This is a genomic window from Gemmatimonadota bacterium (assembly GCA_030747075.1).
In the GTDB taxonomy this organism is placed as follows: Bacteria; ARS69; ARS69; order ARS69; family ARS69; genus ARS69.
The window spans coordinates 1-17,283 of sequence record JASLLL010000005.1; the positions used below are offsets into that span (position 1 = coordinate 1).

Genomic DNA, 17,283 nt, shown 5'->3' on the forward strand with positions numbered 1-17,283 from the left:
GCCTGCGTGGAGTTGGTCCTGCGCGACCTCGTGCAGCGTTCCGCTTTCCATCTTCAGAACACGGTCGGCATGTTGGGCCAGTTCCGCATCGTGGGTAGCGACGACGAATGCTTGCCCGTGGTCCGCCCGCAGTTGATCTACCAGCGCATGAAGCTCCCGGCGCGTCGAGACATCCAGATTCCCGGAGGGCTCGTCCGCCAACACAATCGTCGGGTGGTTGGCCAGCGCGCGGGCCATGGAGACCCGCTGCTGCTCACCCCCGGAGAGTTCCGCCGGCCTGTGGTCCGCACGGTCCGAAAGGCCGACGGCCTCCAGGAGTTCGCTCGCGCGCGAGGCGGCTTCACCCGCGCGCATGCCGGCAATCCTGCAAGGCAACGACACATTCTCCCGAGCGGAGAAATCCGGAAGCAGGTGGTGAAACTGAAAGACGAAACCGATCCGGCGATTTCGTATCGCGGCAAGATCCGGCTCGGCCATGTCCCACAGAGACTGTCCATCCAGGCGAACCTCGCCTTCGTCCGGTCGATCCAGCCCACCGAGCGCGTGCAGGAGTGTGCTCTTGCCTGAACCCGATGGCCCGACCACCGCGACAATCTCCGCAGGCCGAACGCGCAGGTCCACTCCCCGCAGGACACGCAGCATCCCCTCGCCCGAGGCGAAGTTTCGCCTGACACCACGCGCCTCCATGACCATTGCAGCGCTACTCATAACGGATCGCCTCCGCCGGAACGAGTCGGGAGGCCCGCCACGACGGGTAGAGAGCAGAAAGCACCGAAACCGCAAATGCCAGCATCGCGACGATCACGAGATCACCCCACCAAAGCTCCACCGGAAGCGTCTCGATGAAGTACACATCGCCCGGAAGCGTGAGGCGGTACCGGTCCAGCCCCGCGCAAGCCAGCCAACCGGTCAGGCAGCCCAGAACCGTCCCTGTCCCGCCGATGGCCGCTCCTTCGAGAACGAACAGACGACGGATGGACCGCCGCGCCATGCCGACCGCCATGAGAACGCCGATCTCCCGTGTCTTCTCCAGCACGATCATGATGAGGGTGGACGCAATCAGAAAGGACGCCACCACGAGGATCACACCGAACAGCAGATATCCGACGATCTTCTCGATCCGCATCCACAGGAAGAGCTGGCGGTTCTGCCGGATCCAGTCGTTCGCCCAGAGTGGCGGGTCGGCAATCTCCGAGACAATGCGCTCGCCGATTGCCGGCGCGTCGTCCATGTCGGTCACACGCACGAGGATTCCGGTCGCGCGGCCCGCCGAGTCCAGCGCTTCCGCCGCGCTCTCAATGGAGGTGAGCGCCAGGGCTGAGTCGTATTCGTGCATTCCGGACTCGAAGAGACCGGTGACCACAAATGAGCGCATCCGCGGAATCCCGCGCCTGCGAACGGTCGGCACCATGACCGAGACGGTCTCGCCGATTCCGGCACGCAAGGAGGCCGCAAGACCCACTCCCAGAACGATTCCCGGAAGTTCGTCCAGGTCGGTTTCCGCTCGTCGCCCGAGTTCCGCGTTCTCGGGGAAAATGCTGCCCGGCACTTCCGTCACGAGGCTCTCCGCCGCGCGATCCATCCCGCGAAGGACCGCGCCTTCGGCCTCTCTGGCCGTCGAGATCATCACCTTTCCGTACACGAAAGGAACCGCCGCGACCACTCCCTCTACCTCCTCCACCGCAGAGACCACGACTTCCGGCGACTCGATTCCCCGCTCCTCCGGATCCAGCAGCACGACATGAGCATTGGTTCCTACGATTCGTCCGCGCACTTCCTTGCTGAAGCCGTTCATCACCCCGAGGACCACAATAGCCGAAGCCACCCCCACGACCACGCCGCCCACCGCAAGGAGGCTGATCAGCGAGCGAAACCGTGACCGCCCCCGGGCACGAAGATATCGCGACGCGACGAACCACTCGACGCTCATTCTTCCCCCTTCTCCGGACGCATCTGCGGGAAAAGAATGACCTCTCGAATCTGGTCCGCCCCGGAGAGAATCATGGCCAGCCGATCAATGCCCAGGCCCAGCCCGGAGGCCGGTGGCATCCCGTGTTCCAGCGCGCATAGGAACGGCTCGTCGAGCACCATCGTGTCCTCATCGCGTCGGGCGCGCTTCAGTTGATCCTCAAACCGGGCGCGCTGCTCCTGAGGGTCGTTCAGCTCAGAGAAACCGTTCCCGACCTCCATCCCGCACACAATGGGTTCGTATCGTTCCACCAGATGCGGCGAACCCGGCTTCCCCTTCGCCAGAGGCGACATGAGCTTCGGGTGATCGATCACAAAGGTCGGATCCAGCAGTTCAGGCTGCACAATCCGGGAGAAGAGGTCGTCCAGCATCACCGCGGCGGTAGGGTCTCCCTCATACTCGATTCCGTGCGCCTGGCAGGCTTCCCGGATCGGCCCTTCCTCCAGCGAGGAGAGATCCCGCCCTGCCGCCTCCGAGAGAATGGTCAGATACGACACGCGCTCCCACGGCCTCCCGAAGTCCAGCGTGCGACCGCCCCATTCCACCACGGTACTTCCACACGCGGCCTCGGCTCCGGCCGCCACGAGTTCTTCCACCAGCGACATCCCGTCCTCGTAGTTCCCATAAGCCTGATACGCTTCCAGTTGCGTAAACTCGGGCTGGTGTGTGCGGTCCATGCCTTCGTTTCGGAAGTCCTTGCCAAACTCATAGACGCGGTCCAACCCGCCCACGAGACATCGCTTCAGATAGAGTTCATCCGCGATTCGCAGGTACAGCGTGACGCCCAGCGCGTTGTGCTCCGTCCGGAACGGCCGTGCATTGGCTCCGCCATAGAGCGGCTGGAGTACCGGCGTCTCCACTTCCAGAAAGTCCTTCGCGTCCAGCACACGCCGCATGGCCGAGATCATTCGTGAGCGCGCCCGAAAGACGACGCGTGCCTCTTCGTTCATGGCAAGATCCAGGTATCGCTGACGGAACCGTATCTCCTTGTCCCGGACACCATGCCACTTCTCCGGCAGCGGCCTTTGTGCCTTTGCAAGGAAGCGCCAGCTTTCCACCTGAACGGTGGCCTCTCCGGTACGCGTGCGAAACATCGTCCCGGCGATTCCGGCGAAGTCCCCAATGTCGAGCAGGCTCATCAGCGCATAAGGCTCCTCGCCTACCGCGTCCTTTCGACAGTACGCCTGAATGCGCCCGTCCCGGTCCTGCAAGTGCAGGAAGGTGGCCTTGCCCATCTTTCGGCGCGACATCACCCGCCCCGCGATCCGCACGGGAACCCCTTCTCCTTCCGCTTCAAACGCACTCACCGCCTGCGTGGAAGTGTGCGTGATGTCATATCCACCGGGATAAGGGTCCACGCCCGCTTCTTCGAGACGGCGCCGCTTGTCAAGGCGCGCAAGCACCTGATCGCTTTCGGAACTCATTGGCGCGGCTCCCGGCGCATCGGTCATGAGTGACCCTCCTGCTCCCCGGCCGCCACTCCAGTCCCGACTCCCTGCAGAAGTGCCGCCTCAATGAACATATCAATATCTCCGTTCATGACCGCCTGAACATTGCCGGTCTCCACCTTCAGCCGATGGTCCTTCACCATCGTATACGGCTGAAACACATAGGACCGAATCTGATTGCCCCACGAAATCTCACCCTTGGCGTCTTCGATTTCCCGGCGCTTTCGATCGTCCTCTTCCTTCGCCAGCGCATACAGGCGTGACTTGAGAATATGCATCGCCATCTCGCGATTCCGGTGCTGGGAACGCTCCGCCTGGCAAGTCACCACGGTGTTCGTGGGAAGATGCGTGATGCGGACCGCGGAATCGGTCTTGTTCACATGCTGCCCGCCCGCACCGCTGGCGCGGTAGGTGTCCCACTTCAGATCCTGATCGTTGATCTCCACCGCTACTTCTTCGTCGGCCTCGGGATAGACATACACCGAGGCGAACGAGGTATGCCGACGGCTCTGCGCATCGAAGGGCGAGATCCTCACCAGTCGATGCACGCCTCTTTCCACCTTCATGTAACCAAATGCATAATCTCCGCGGATGATGGCCGAAGCGCTCTTTAGCCCTGCTTCTTCCCCGGGCGACTGATCCACGATTTCCACCTCGAATCCCCTTCGCTCTGCCCAGCGCAGATACATCCGGAAGAGCATCTCAGCCCAGTCCTGGCTGTCCACACCACCCGCACCGGGATGGACGGTCAGGATGCCATCTCTTCGATCGTCCTCGTCCCGGAAGAGACTGCGGACTTCCAGCGCCTTGAGATCTTCCTCGAGCGCCACCGCGCCTTCGGCCGCTTCTCTCTCGGAGTCCTGATCCGCTTCTTCTCTTGCCATCTCCAGAAGAAGTTCCAACTCCTCGCACCGCGACGCCACTGAGGTCAACTGCTCCACCCAGTTGCGTTCGCGCTTCATCTCTCGAAGAAGCCGCTGCGCCTTGGCGGAGTCGTTCCAGAATCCCTCCGCCGAAGTCTGCTCCTCCAGTTTGGCAATCCTCTTCTCCCGCGTGGGGAGGTCAAAGAAACCCCCGAAGGTCGGCGATTCGTTTCTGAAACCCTTCCAGCGTCTTCCCCAGATCGTCGTGCATTCCTGATCCTCCCTCCGGATCTGCTCTCACCGTCTGCAACCGCGCGGGATACTAGTCTCAAATGGCCTTTTCGTCGCGCCTCAGCTTTCGTAGAAACTCTTCCACTCCTGCGGCAAGATCCTCCACGGACCCGTGGTTTGCAAGCACATGATCCGCCCGGGACGCGCGCTCGGCGTCCTCCGCCTGCGCTTCCATTCTCTGAAGAGCCTCCGCCCTGCTCATTCCCCGGTCTTCCAGTCGTTGGAGACGGATCGAAGCCTCGGCCTCCACCACAAGCAGGAAGTCCACCGGGTAGGGTGGCCTCGCTTCCACAAGGAGTGCGGCGTCCACGACCGCAAGACCCGCGAAACCGGCCGCACGCCATTCCGCAAGCGATTCTTCCACCACGCCCCGCACTACCGGGTGCACGATCTCCTCCAGCACACGCCGACTCTCCTCATCCGGAAACACCCTTGCGGCCAGGCGGGCCCGATCGACCGAACCGTCCCCCGCCATCACCTCCGGGCCGAAGCGTGCCAGGACGCGCTCGCAGACCTCTCCGCCCGCATAGAGCTCGCGCACGATCTCGTCCGCATCCAGTACGCGCGCACCACGCGCCGCGAGAAGCGCCGCGACGGTGCTCTTCCCCGCCCCGATGCCACCGGTAACGCCCACGACGCACATCCGATCTCCGGTGCCCATGCTAGTGTGCCTCGCTCCAGTTCTGTCCGTGCCCCGTTTCCACAAGCAGTGGAACCTCCAGCTCCATGGCACCCTCCATGGCCGGGATCGCCACCTTGCAAAGCGCGTCCACTTCGTCCCGTGGAACATTGAACACCAGTTCATCATGCACGGTCAGGAGAATGCGAGAGCGCAGTCCCGCCTCACGGATCCCCGTCGCGACGCGCACCATTGCGATCTTCATGATGTCCGCTGCCGTCCCCTGAATGGGCGTGTTCACCGCAATCCTCTCGCCGAAGGAGCGCAGACGCGGATCCGACGACGCGATCTCGGGCACAGGTCGCCGCCGCCCACTCAGCGTCTCCACGAAGAGGTCCTGGCGCGCTCGCTCGCGAGCTTCCCGGATGAACGCGTCCACTCCCGGATAGCGTTGGAAGTACGCCTTGATGAAGCCGCCCGCTTCCTTTCGGGCAATGCCCAGCTGACCCGCGAGATTGCCGGCGCCCATCCCGTAGAGCACACCAAAGTTGATGGTCTTCGCTCTCCCCCGCTGTTCGCCGGTGACCTCCTCTTCCGGCACATCGAACACAAGCGCGGCCGTGGCGCGGTGAATGTCACGGCCCTCGCGGAACGCCTGGATCAGCGTGTCGTCTTGAGCCATGTGTGCCAGGATGCGCAGCTCAATCTGCGAATAGTCCGCGGAGAGAAGGACACTCTCCGAGTCCAGTGGAACGAACGCGCGCCGGATCGAGCGGCCTTCTTTCGTCCGAACCGGCACATTCTGCAGGTTCGGATTCGATGAAGACAGCCGTCCCGTCACCGTCACCGCCTGATTGAAGCTGGTGTGCAGACGCCCTGTCTCCGGATGCACCAGCCCGGGGAGGGAATCCACATAGGTGGACTTGAGCTTCGCCAGTTCCCGGTGCCTCAGCAGAAGCCCGGGGATGGGGTGCTGATCGCGCAGCATCTCCAGCACGCTCGCGTTGGTGGAGAAGCCGGTCTTCGTCTTCTTTCCCGTCGGCAGTCCCAGCTTCTCGAAGAGCAGCACTCCCACCTGCTTCGGACTGCCCGGATTGAAGTCCGGCCCGGCGGTCTCCCGGATCTCCGAAACCAGTGCTTCCAGCTCGCGGTGCATCTTTCCGGAGAGGTCGACGAGAAAGTCCGTATCAAGACGGATCCCCGCCTCTTCCATGTCGGCGAGTACGCCAGCCAGTGGCATCTCAATGTCGCGAAGCAGCTCCGTTTGCCCGGCCGCGTTCAGTCCCGGCTCCAGAACCGCTCGCAGCCGGAAGGTCACATCCGCATCCTCGGCGGCATAGCGCGCCACCTTCTCCACGGGCGCGTCCGCCATGGACACCGCGGACTTGCCCTTCCCGAGTACTTCTTCGATCGGGATCTTGCGCATCGACAGGAGACGATCCGCCAGTTCGTCCAATGAGTGGGACCGCCGGGACGGATCCTCGACATACGATGCCAGCATCGTATCGAAGTCCACCCCGCGCACCTGAACTCCATGCCGTTTGAGCACCAGCGTGTCGTACTTCACATTCTGACCCCACTTGGGAATCTCCGCGTCTTCCAGGATGGGGGCCAGAATCCCCCTGGCGGTCTCCCACGGCACGCCGCCACCCTGCGCATGGCCGACGGGCACATACCAGGCCTCCCCGTCCGACGACGCGAACGAGAGCCCCACCAGGCGGGCCAGCATTGGCCGCTTCGAAGTCGTTTCCGTGTCGAAGGCAAAGCGGCCCGCTTCACGGAGAGCGCGGGCTGCCTCCTGCAGGGCCCGGGCGGTATCCACGATCCGGTAATCGCTGCGACCGGCCACCACGGGAGCGGAAAGCTCTTGCCGCAACGAATGGAACTCCATCAGCCGCAGGAACTCGTCCAGTGCTTCCGGGTTTGCCGCCCCGTGATCGTAGTCCGAATCCGCCGGCTCGATTTCTCCATGGAGACGAACCAGTTCCCGCGCAGCCAGCGCAATCTCCCGGTCGGCGATCAGGTTCTCGCGGAGTTTGCTCGCCTTCATGTCGGCCGCGTGGTCCAAGATCGCGTCCAGTGTGCCGTGCTCCGCCAGGAGGCGCACCGCAGTCTTCTTGCCCACGCCGCGCACTCCGGCGACATTGTCGGAGGAGTCACCGACCAGCGACAGGTAGTCCACAATCTGTTCCGGGCGCACACCCATTGCCTCCAGCACTCCGCCCTCGTCCAGCGTGCGCGGGCGATCCGCACCCCTGCCCATGATCACGACGCGGACGCCTTCACCCACTTCCTGCAACAGATCCTTGTCACCGGAGACAATGCGCACCTCCTTGTCGGAGGCCGCGGCTCTTCGCGCCAACGCGGCCAGCACATCGTCCGCTTCGTACCCGTCCATGGTCACTTGTTCCACGCCGGACAGGCGCAGGTACTCCCGGATTCTCGGGAACTGGTCGCGCAGATCGTCAGGCATGCGCTCCCGCGTCGCCTTGTAGTCAGCGGAGAGCCTGTGGCGAAAGGTCGGGCCGCGAGGATCGAACACCACCACCAGCTCGTCCGGAGACAGTGCCTCCTTCATGCGCCGCAGTCCGGTGATGAACCCGTAGACTGCGCTCGTCACGGTGCCATCCGCAGTGGTCAGCGGGTTCTTCGCAAAGGCGAAGTGAGAGCGGTACGCCAGCGCTGTTCCGTCCACGAGAACCAGAACGCACCGTGCGGTCGCGCGCGTCATGATCCGGCAACGCCGCCCGGGGAGCCCTGCGACCTGGCGCTCAGGAGTTTGTCCAGATCCTCCACCGTCGGAACCAGAATCTCGCGCGCTTTGCTTCCCGTGAAAGGCCCCACGATGCCAGCCTCTTCCATCATGTCCACAAGACGGGCAGCGCGTGCATAGCCCACCTTCAGCCGCCTCTGAAGAAGCGAAATCGACCCCTGCTGATGAGCCACCAGAATCCGCGCCGCTTCTTCGAAGAGATCGTCTTCCCTTTCCATGGGGAAGAGGTCGTCCCCCCCGGCGATGGGACTCTCCTCGACAGCGTCTTCCTCTACGCTGGGGGAATGCGTCTTCAACCACTCCACGACATCGACCGCCTCTTCGGTAGAGACAAATGACCCGTGCACCCGGACAGCATCCGGCATTCCCACTCCGAGGTAGAGCATGTCGCCCTTACCCAGAAGCCGCTCCGCACCCACTCCGTCCAGGATGGTGCGTGAATCGGTACCCGTGGGAACCTGGAACGCAACTCGCGAGGGGAAGTTGGCCTTGATCACGCCGGTGATGACATCCACCGAGGGCCGCTGCGTGGCGAGCACGAGATGGATGCCTACGGCCCGGCCCATTTGCGCAAGGCGCGCGATCGAAGTCTCGATGTCCCCCTTCACATTCGACAACATGAGGTCCGCAAGTTCATCCACCACAATCACCAGGAAGGGGAGCGTGGGCGCACCCTCCTGCTCCTGCCGGGAGTTGTAGTCGCCAATCCCTCGCACGCCTACATGCGCAAGCATCCGATAGCGAGCCTGCATCTCTCCGACAGCCCACTTGAGGATCTTGACGGCTTCCTTCGCCTGAGTCACGACAGGCGGGATCAGGTGCGGGAGGCCGACATAGGTCTGCAGTTCCAGCATCTTCGGGTCCACCATCACAAACCGCACCCGCTCCGGACCCGCCTGATAGATGATGGACATAATGATGGTGTTGATGCAGACGGACTTCCCGGACCCGGTCGCTCCCGCAACCAGCACATGCGGCATGGCATCCAGCGGCACGCAATACGGATCCCCGGAAATGGTGCGGCCCAACGCAATGGTCAGCTTCGAACGGCTCTCCGTGAACTCCTTCGACTCCAGCAGCGGCCGAAGCCGCACTGTGACGGGTACGTCGTTGGGGATCTCGATCCCCACGGCACCCTTCCCGGGAATGGGAGCCTGAATGCGGATCTGTGAAGCCCGCATCGCCAGCGCGAGATCATCCGAAAGCCCCGCGATGGCGGACACTTTCTGCCCCGGAGCAGGTTCCACCTCGTAACGCGTGATGACGGGGCCGGGGAATACCTGCGTCACCTTTCCCTTGATGCCGAAGTCGCGAAGCGTGGTCTCCAGCACACCGGCCCGTTCACGGAAGACCCCGGCGTCCGGACCGACCTCCGCGTTTTCTTCATCCTCCGCAAGAAAGTGAAGAGGCGGTGGGGCGTATGGCGCCATGCCTTCCGGAGTGATGACCGACCCTGCCAGAGACTGCAGTTCTGAATCCGCGGAACGATCCGACTCCGCTGCCGGCGCAGGCCTGGGCGGGGTGGGCTCTCCCCGTGAAGGAAGCACTTCCACCGGTGCGCCTTCGCGCTGTTCATCCGTCGTGGGCAAGTCCGGCCCCGAGCCGGGGTCCTTTGCCGGGGCGGGGCGCACCACGGGGATTTCCCGCTCACCCGGTCCCGGTTCCTCTTCCGACCCGGCGACCGCTCCACCGCAGACTCCCGACTCCTCCGGTGGGGTGGTGATGGTTCCGCGCCTGGCCTTCAGCCTTTTCGAACTATCCTGCGCGAACAGAGACCGTACGCTCAAGGCTGCACTCTTCCACAAACCCGCACTCTTCGAAGGCACCCGGGCGGTCCATGTCGCGAAGACACTCCCCAGACGCTGCAAGTATTCCATCCCGGGAATGCGGCGTACTCCCGACACCACAACAAGCACCACCGACGCGCCCACCAGAAGAATGGTGGCACCCACCCTTCCGAAGAACTCCTCCAGCACCCAGGCAGTGCGGGTGCCCACCCAGCCCGCGAGAAACCCGCGAACCCCCTCGGTGCTCTCCCCGGGAAGCGCGATGAATGTGGCTGCAAGCACGACCGCACCCGCCACTTTTGCCGCGAACTTCCCGTCCACGCCGGGGAGCGATCTTCCCGCAAGGAGGCGAACGCCCACGGCCCCGGCGCCCAGCGGAAGCAACCACGCTCCCAGCGCGCCCAGCAAGGCGATGGCACGCGAGGCCGCAAAGTGGTTGATCCGACCCATCTCGCGCGCGAGTTCTCCCGAATCGACGCGCCAGTTCCCATTCTGGATGTACGCGACGAGGGCCACGGCCAGCATCAGCGCGACGACCAGCAGGCACAGCCCCGCGAGAAGACGCGGTCTTCCGGAGCGCTTTCTTCTTCGGGACTTTCCACCCATGCGGACCACCCGGGACGGAGGAGAATGAGAAACCAGTGATGACTCTTTGAACGCCCCGAGTCGCCGGAGCGCCACGCGCAAGACGGATCCCGGCTGTCGCCGACCGCCCTACTCTGCGGACTGCCGCCGATCCAGGAAGCCGGTATCGTAGCATCCCTGCACGAAAGCGTCCTCCTCCAGAATCTCGGCCAAAAGAGGGACGGTCGTCTTCACTCCCTCCAGCGAGAACTCATCCAGAGCACGCTTCATCCGCGCGATGGCTTCGGCGCGGTCTCTCCCATGAGCCAGCACTTTGGCCACCAGTGAATCATAATAGGGCGGAATGTCCGCGCCGGAGTCCATGTGAGTATCCACTCGGATTCCCGGGCCTCCGGGAAGGTGCAGGTGCTCTACATGTCCCGGACAGGGTGTGAAGTCCCTCGCCGGGTCCTCCGCGTTCACGCGACACTCGATGGCGTGCCCTTCCACGCGCACCTCATCCTGCGTGAACGAGAGCGGTTCCCCTCCGGCCACAAGGATGCTCTCCTTGATGAGATCCCGCCCCGTGATCAGCTCCGTCACGGGATGCTCCACCTGGATTCTCGCGTTCATCTCCATGAAGTAGAACCCGCCCTCCGCATCCACGAGGAACTCGACGGTCCCGGCGCCTGCATAGCCCACCTTGCGCCCACCGTCTGCAGCAGCCTGGCACAACCGCTGACGAGTCTCCTCACTCACTGCCGGGCTGGGGCCCTCTTCAATGAGCTTCTGGTGTCGACGCTGAATGGAACACTCCCGTTCATACAGATGGACGACATTCCCGTGTGTGTCGCCGAGAATCTGCACCTCTACATGGCGCGGGTCCACGGCCAGCTTCTCCGCATACATGTCTCCGTTCCCGAAAGCCGCCTGCGACTCTGTGGAAGCGGACACGAACGCCGACTCCACCTGGTCCCTCTCGTATACCCGACGCATCCCTCGGCCGCCGCCACCCGCCGACGCCTTCAGGATGATCGGGAGGCCGATCTCGTCGGCGGCACGCAGTGCGGCTTCCACATCAGGAAGAACCCCATCGGAACCCGGGAGCACCGGAACACCCGCAGCGGCCATCGTCTCGCGTGCGAGTGCTTTGTCTCCGAGGGCGCGCATGACCTCGGGAGAGGGCCCGATAAATGTAAGTCCGCAGGACGCACAGATCTCCGCGAAACGCGCGTTCTCCGCAAGAAACCCGTACCCCGGGTGGATCGCGTCACAGTCGGTGATCTCCGCAGCACTCAAGATGCGCGGGACATTCAGATAGCTCTCCTGCGCAGACGGCGGACCGATGCAGACATCTTCGTCCGCAAGGCGTACATGGAGCGCGTCCTGATCCGCTTCCGAATGCACCGCCACCGTCGCAATGTCGAGCTCACGACAAGCGCGGACAATCCGGACCGCAATCTCTCCCCGGTTCGCCACGAGGATCTTTCGAATCATTGCAGAGCACCGTCCCGGGTTGTGCGCCGCAGACAGACATCAGGAGGGGATCTTCTCTCCCGGACCGCTTTCGAACATGTCCCACGCTCCGCCCGAGGAACCCTCAATGCCGCGTGCCTTGAGAGCAAACTCGTCCGGACTCGTCGCATGTGCCAGCGCGTCCTCGTACGAGATCACCTCCTCCTTGAGCAGCCGCATCAACGACTGGTCAAAGGTCTGCATCCCGTACTGGTGACACCCCTCCCGAATAGCCTGCCGGATGGCGCAGGTCTTTTCCGGGTCGATGATATACTCCTGAATCGCCGGCGTGCATAGCATGACTTCCACTGCCGGAACCCTTCCCTTCCCCTCCGATCGGGGAATCAGCCGCAGGGAGACAATCGCGTTCAGACAGGAAGCCGTGAGAAGGCGGATTTCGCGGTGCTGATGCGTCGGGAAGAAGGAGACCACCCGCTCGATTGTTCGCGCTGCGTCCGGCGTATGGAGAGTCGAGAGCACGAGGTGCCCCGTGTTGGCGGCAGTGATCGCGAGTTCCATCGTCTCGCGATCCCGGATCTCCCCGACCATGATGACATCGGGGTCCTGCCGGAGCGCGTGCCGAAGCGCCGCCGCAAAGGACTTCGTGTCGGTCCCCACCTCGCGCTGCGCGACCAGCCCCCGCCCGCGCGAATGCAGAAACTCGATGGGGTCCTCCACCGTCACGATCTTCGCGTTGCGCTCATGATTCACCACCTGGATCATCGACGCCAGCGTCGTCGACTTCCCTGAACCGGTTGCGCCCGTGACCAGCACCAATCCGCTCGAACTTCGCGCAATGCCCGGAATCGCATCCGGAAGCAACAAGTCCTCCGGCGTAGGAACATCAAACGGGACAAATCGAAAGACCATCGCCAGAGTTCCGCGCTGCCTGCTGACATTGGCGCGGAACCGCCCGAGGCCTGGAACGCCGAACCCGAAGTCGATCTCCTGAGTCTCTTCAAACTCAGCACGCTGCTCGACGCTCAGCACGCAGTCGGCCAGTTCGACCATGGCCTCCGGCGTCAATGCCGCGTCGTCCATAGGCTGCAGGCACCCGTCGATTCTGAATGTCGGTGGGAATCCCGCAAAGATATGCAGGTCCGACGCATTGCGCCGCATCATCTCTTCCAGAACTTTGCGGAGTTCCATTCCGTCCTCCCGCAGATGCCTGCGGGAGGACGGATCAGGCCGGTGAAACCAGGAAGATCTCCTGTCCGAACTCCACCGGTTGTCCATTCTCCACGCAGATTCGCTCGACCCGTCCGGACACCTCGGACTGGATCTCGTTCATCAGTTTCATGGCCTCCACAATGCAGACCACCTGCCCGACGGACACCATGTCACCCGGCGCGACATACGCCTTCGCGCCCGGCGCGGGGGCTTCGTAGTAGGTGCCCACCATCGGTGCCACAATCCGAAGGAGTCCGGCGTCCGGATTCGCCTCCGGCGGAGCGTCCACCTCCTCGGCGACGGGAGCGGTCACGGTCGCCACCGTCGCAGGGGCGGAGGCCGCCTGTACCGGAGCAGCCGGAGCGTTCCGGCGAGTGATCCTGACCCGCCCGAAGGGTCTCTCGACCTCCAGTTCGTCGATGTCACTTTCTTCGACCATGCGGATCAACCGCTTGAGTCTGCCCTCATCCATCTTCACCGTTCCTTGTCGATGCCTGCGTTCATTGTCGGCGACCTCAGCCCTTGACTCTCTCCACATAGCTCCGATTGCGTGTGTCGACTTTCAGGCGATCTCCCACTTCGATGAAGAGAGGCACATTCACGACCGCACCGGTCTCCAGCTTAGCCGGTTTGGCGCCGCCCTGCGCGGTGTCACCGCGCACGCCGGGATCCGTCTCGGTGACTTCGAGTTCCACGAAGTTCGGAACTTCCGCCGTCACCGCACTTCCGTCCCGCAGGAGCACCGTGACAATCTCATTCTCGCTCAGAAACTGCGCCGACTCACCCAGAAGAGCCACATCCAGAGCCATCTGCTCAAAAGTCTCCTGATCCATCACATGGAGCAGGTTCCCCTCGCGATACAGAAACTGCAGGGCCTTCCGGTCCAGACGAATCTCCTCGACCTTCTCTCCCGCCCGCCAGGTCTTTTCGACGACCGCACCCGTGCGCACATTCTTGAGTTTCGAGCGGACGAACGCGCCGCCCTTGCCGGGCTTCACATGCAGGAACTCCACGACAATCATGAGATTGCCGTTCATCACCACCGTCATACCGTTACGAAAGTCATTGGTCGTTGTCATCGGCTCTCCCGCCCACCCGGGGCGATCGTGGGGAGCGAAGCCCCCTCCAGCAGGTCCACCAGCGCATCCAGGGCATAGCAGGCCCCACCCGCGCCCAGTCCGGATATCGTGCCCGTCACCACATCGGAGATCAGCGATTCACGACGGAAGTCCTCTCGCGCATGGATGTTGCTGATGTGGACCTCTACGACCGGGACGCTCAGCGCGAGAAGCGCATCACGAATGGCCACCGAGGTATGGGTGTACCCCCCCGGATTGATCACGACCCCATCCACCTTCCCCAAGGCTCCACCCAGAGCATCCACGATCTCACCTTCATGATTGGAGCTGAACCACTCCAAGTCGACCTCGCGCCGCGCCGCTCCCGACTCCATTGCCGTTCGAATCTCAGCCAGGGTCACACTACCGTAGACGGAAGGTTCGCGCTTTCCCAACAACTCCAGGTTGGCGCCATGAACGACGAGGATGCGTCGGCGGGGCTGCTCCGTCACGAGGGCTCTCCCTCCGCCGTGTCCCTGGAGCGCAGCTCCTGGATGCGCATCCGAAGATCTTCCCGATCCGGGTACTCCCGGACCACCGCTTCGTAGATCTCCAGCGCCTTTCCGTCAAAGCCCTGTCGCTCCAGTATCCCCGCGAGCGTCCCGGAATAGAGCGGAGTCGGCAGAGCGTCTTCCAACTCTTTCTCCGTCAGTGCCGCTTCGGGCTCCGCCTCCGCCTCGGTTCGACCGCTCGGCGAGGGGGCAACGCACCTGGCCCGACCGGAACCGGGCTCCGACACGAGCCGGGCGTTGTCCGGATCCAGCGCAAGTGCTTCTTCATGGATGCGGCGGCGGTCTTCTCCCCGCCCGGCCTCGTCGTAACACCAACCGAGAAGAACTCGCCCGGAGATGGTGTCCGCGTTGCCGCTCACCAGCTCTTCCAGCAGTTCCATCGCCCGCTCCAGCCGACCGCTCATCCAGTTGGCCTCGGCCACCTTGACGACATTTCTCGCCGACGAATCCTCCGCAAGCGAAGACTCAAGATCCGGCAAGGCCCGGTTGAGTCCCGGGAGAATGGGCGGTACGGGACGCAAGTGGTCCACCTCAGCGGCTTCGAAGGAACTCAACGGCCGCCTCAGCGGCCCCATCCGGGAGATTCTCAGCGACGCTAACGGCCTGCACTCCCGCTGTCAACTGGTAGCGATCTCTACCGCCCCTGCGCTTCTTGTCGACACGAGTCCGGGCCACGACGGCCTTCGAATCCAGTCTCTCATCGCGAACCGGAAGCCCGAGCCGTGCCAGAAGTGACACCATCCGATCCAGGTCCCGCGATGCGCATCTTCCCGTTTCCACCGAGAGATAGAGCGCTGCCACCAGCCCCAGCGACACGGCCTCGCCATGCAGCAGTCGTCCCCGGGCCTCCGTTTCAATCGCGTGCCCCAGCGTGTGGCCGAAGTTGAGGACTTCCCGGGGTCCGGATTCCCGTTCATCGCGGGCCACGACGGCGGCCTTCACCCGGATGCAGCGCTCGACGATCTCCTCAAGCCCCGGATGTGGCGCGCGCGCCGGTGGATTCGCCTCCAGAAGATCCAGCAACTCCCCGTCGCCCAGCCAGGCTGTCTTCACGACCTCCGCCATCCCGGATCGGAACTCTCTCTCGGGGAGTGTCTCCAGAAAGAGGGTGTCGCAGACCACACCTCCCGGCTGATGGAACACCCCCACCAGGTTCTTCCCGCCAGGTAGATTGACGCCGGTCTTTCCGCCCACCGAAGCGTCCACCTGCGCGAGGAGAGTCGTGGGCACGAGCAGGTGCTTCATCCCGCGGAAAAGAACGCCCGCAACAAAGCCCGCCAGATCCGTTGCCGCGCCTCCTCCAAAACCGAGGATCAAGTCCCCGCGGTCCATCCCACCGTCCACCAGTTCCCCGCAGACGCGCTCCGCTTCGGCCAGCGTCTTGCACGACTCCCCGGATGACAGCGTCACGCGGAGGACGGCTTCGCCCCCGATCGCGTCCTGGAGCATCTCCCCGTGAAGCGCATGCACCGCCGAGTCCGACACCAGCGCGACTCTTCCCGCCCCGGCGGCCTCCACCGCACCGCGCAGCCACGCCACGCACTCCCCGTGCCCGATGACTACCTCATAGGTTCGCCCGCCAAGAGGTACCGCCACTCGCCGGCTCTCGTTCAAGAGGACCCTCCCTTCCGGCTCACGCGCTCCGGCACACATCCACACTGGAACGACTGCGCGACCGCTTCCAGCGTTCGCATGAGGGGTCGCTTGTCGCGATCCGGCGCGTAGACACACAGGTCCACCAGGTAGGTTCGGTCATCCTCCGCGCACCAGAACGACCAGCTCTCGAACGGCCCCCCGATCACATACCGGTCGTTCTCCCACAGCCCCTCCAGGCGGACTCCGTCCGGTGCGCCCGGCATCTTCCCATGACTGGCGACCGACCGTCCCTCGACCACCTGGTCCCCCTCATAGAAACGATCCACCAGAAGGCTCCTTCGAGCCAGCCACTCTTGAGGCGTGCGATCCACGCGTCCCTCCTCCCACGACACGAACATCTGGCACACCGGCGCGTCCCTCCAGATTCGCACGAAGGACTCTTCCGCATACCGATCGTCCACGACCCAGTCCGATGCCAGGCGAACCCCCCACCCCCACCGCTCCACCATGGCCCTTCTTGCACCCGCAGTCGCGCCGGCCCGGAAAAGGTTCGTGTGAAGGAGCGTGCAGGCAGCCTCTTCGACCCTCTCGACGAATGCGTCTTCTTCTTCCTGCAGTTGCGAAAGAAGCACCGCACCCTCCCCCGAATAGACCAACAGAATCTGCCCGGCGGAGAAGGGTTCCGTCACAATCCAAAGCCCCGGAAAGGCGGTGGGTACGGGTTCTCCGCCCGCCTGTCGCAGGAGGGCGCGGAGAGGCTCGTCCTCCGGTGTCCCCACCGCGAACAGAATCTTGCGTGTTCGGTAGAAGGAGACATCGGCGTAGCTCTCGGAGACGGTCTGGAAGAGCGGTTCCCGGCGAAGGTAGAGAACCTCACGCGAGAGAACCCGCGCGACGCGATCACCCAGCGCGCGACTCTTCTCCGTGGAGAAGACGATGATCTCGTAGCCCGGACCGACTGCGGGGATGCGCTTGCCGTCCGAACACCCCGTCAGGGCGCAGAGAGTGGTCAGCATCATCGCAAGAGGCACCTTCATTGGGAACTCCCCGCATCGGCA

The 17,283-nt window shown here is 63.7% G+C and carries 15 protein-coding genes; all 15 read right to left on the bottom strand.

Translation table 11 applies throughout. The features are described 5' to 3' along the window. A partial coding sequence (locus QF819_02650; GenBank protein ID MDP6802061.1) for an ABC transporter ATP-binding protein occupies positions 1–693 on the bottom strand: 693 nt, incomplete at its 3' end. A gap of 7 nt (positions 694–700) precedes the next feature. Further along, on the bottom strand, positions 701–1,930 hold the full coding sequence (locus QF819_02655; GenBank protein ID MDP6802062.1) for an ABC transporter permease: 1,230 nt from the start codon (positions 1,928–1,930) through the stop codon (positions 701–703). Continuing rightward, a complete protein-coding gene (lysS, locus tag QF819_02660) occupies positions 1,927–3,420 on the bottom strand; it encodes a lysine--tRNA ligase (GenBank protein ID MDP6802063.1) in 1,494 nt (497 codons plus the stop codon). The genes QF819_02655 and lysS overlap by 4 nt, the downstream gene beginning before the upstream one ends. Then, positions 3,417–4,551, bottom strand: a protein-coding gene (gene prfB / locus QF819_02665) for a peptide chain release factor 2 (GenBank protein MDP6802064.1) whose coding sequence is annotated in 2 segments (ribosomal slippage) — positions 3,417–4,481 and positions 4,483–4,551 — 1,134 coding nt in all. Because the reading frame shifts where the segments join, the coding sequence is not laid out codon by codon here. Before prfB ends, lysS begins: the two co-directional genes overlap by 4 nt. A gap of 57 nt (positions 4,552–4,608) precedes the next feature. Then, a complete protein-coding gene (coaE, locus tag QF819_02670; GenBank protein ID MDP6802065.1) occupies positions 4,609–5,232 on the bottom strand; it encodes a dephospho-CoA kinase in 624 nt (207 codons plus the stop codon). A 1-nt stretch (position 5,233) separates the two neighbouring features. Beyond that, positions 5,234–7,921, bottom strand: a complete 2,688-nt coding sequence (gene polA / locus QF819_02675) for a DNA polymerase I (GenBank protein MDP6802066.1) — start codon at positions 7,919–7,921, stop codon at positions 5,234–5,236. Next, on the bottom strand, positions 7,918–10,356 hold the full coding sequence (locus QF819_02680; GenBank protein MDP6802067.1) for a DNA translocase FtsK: 2,439 nt from the start codon (positions 10,354–10,356) through the stop codon (positions 7,918–7,920). The genes polA and QF819_02680 overlap by 4 nt, the downstream gene beginning before the upstream one ends. 108 nt (positions 10,357–10,464) lie before the next feature. After that, positions 10,465–11,811, bottom strand: a complete 1,347-nt coding sequence (accC, locus tag QF819_02685) for an acetyl-CoA carboxylase biotin carboxylase subunit (protein MDP6802068.1) — start codon at positions 11,809–11,811, stop codon at positions 10,465–10,467. A 39-nt stretch (positions 11,812–11,850) separates the two neighbouring features. Beyond that, a complete protein-coding gene (locus tag QF819_02690) occupies positions 11,851–12,978 on the bottom strand; it encodes a type IV pilus twitching motility protein PilT (protein ID MDP6802069.1) in 1,128 nt (375 codons plus the stop codon). Positions 12,979–13,012: 34 nt separating this feature from the next. Continuing rightward, positions 13,013–13,471 carry an acetyl-CoA carboxylase biotin carboxyl carrier protein gene (gene accB / locus QF819_02695; protein ID MDP6802070.1) on the bottom strand — a complete coding sequence of 153 codons (459 nt, stop codon included), beginning with the start codon at positions 13,469–13,471 and terminating at the stop codon, positions 13,013–13,015. Between the two features lie 43 nt (positions 13,472–13,514). Next, on the bottom strand, positions 13,515–14,078 hold the full coding sequence (gene efp / locus QF819_02700; protein ID MDP6802071.1) for an elongation factor P: 564 nt from the start codon (positions 14,076–14,078) through the stop codon (positions 13,515–13,517). After that, on the bottom strand, positions 14,075–14,569 hold the full coding sequence (gene aroQ / locus QF819_02705; GenBank protein MDP6802072.1) for a type II 3-dehydroquinate dehydratase: 495 nt from the start codon (positions 14,567–14,569) through the stop codon (positions 14,075–14,077). Before aroQ ends, efp begins: the two co-directional genes overlap by 4 nt. Then, on the bottom strand, positions 14,566–15,183 hold the full coding sequence (locus tag QF819_02710) for a tetratricopeptide repeat protein (protein ID MDP6802073.1): 618 nt from the start codon (positions 15,181–15,183) through the stop codon (positions 14,566–14,568). The genes aroQ and QF819_02710 overlap by 4 nt, the downstream gene beginning before the upstream one ends. Next, the gene (gene aroB, locus QF819_02715; GenBank protein ID MDP6802074.1) at positions 15,161–16,243 is read right to left on the bottom strand and encodes a 3-dehydroquinate synthase; all 1,083 of its coding nucleotides are present in this window, start codon (positions 16,241–16,243) and stop codon (positions 15,161–15,163) included. The genes QF819_02710 and aroB overlap by 23 nt, the downstream gene beginning before the upstream one ends. Beyond that, positions 16,240–17,262, bottom strand: coding sequence for a DUF4837 family protein (locus tag QF819_02720; GenBank protein ID MDP6802075.1), 1,023 nt, complete (start codon positions 17,260–17,262; stop codon positions 16,240–16,242). The genes aroB and QF819_02720 overlap by 4 nt, the downstream gene beginning before the upstream one ends. Between the last annotated feature and the right edge of the window lie 21 nt (positions 17,263–17,283).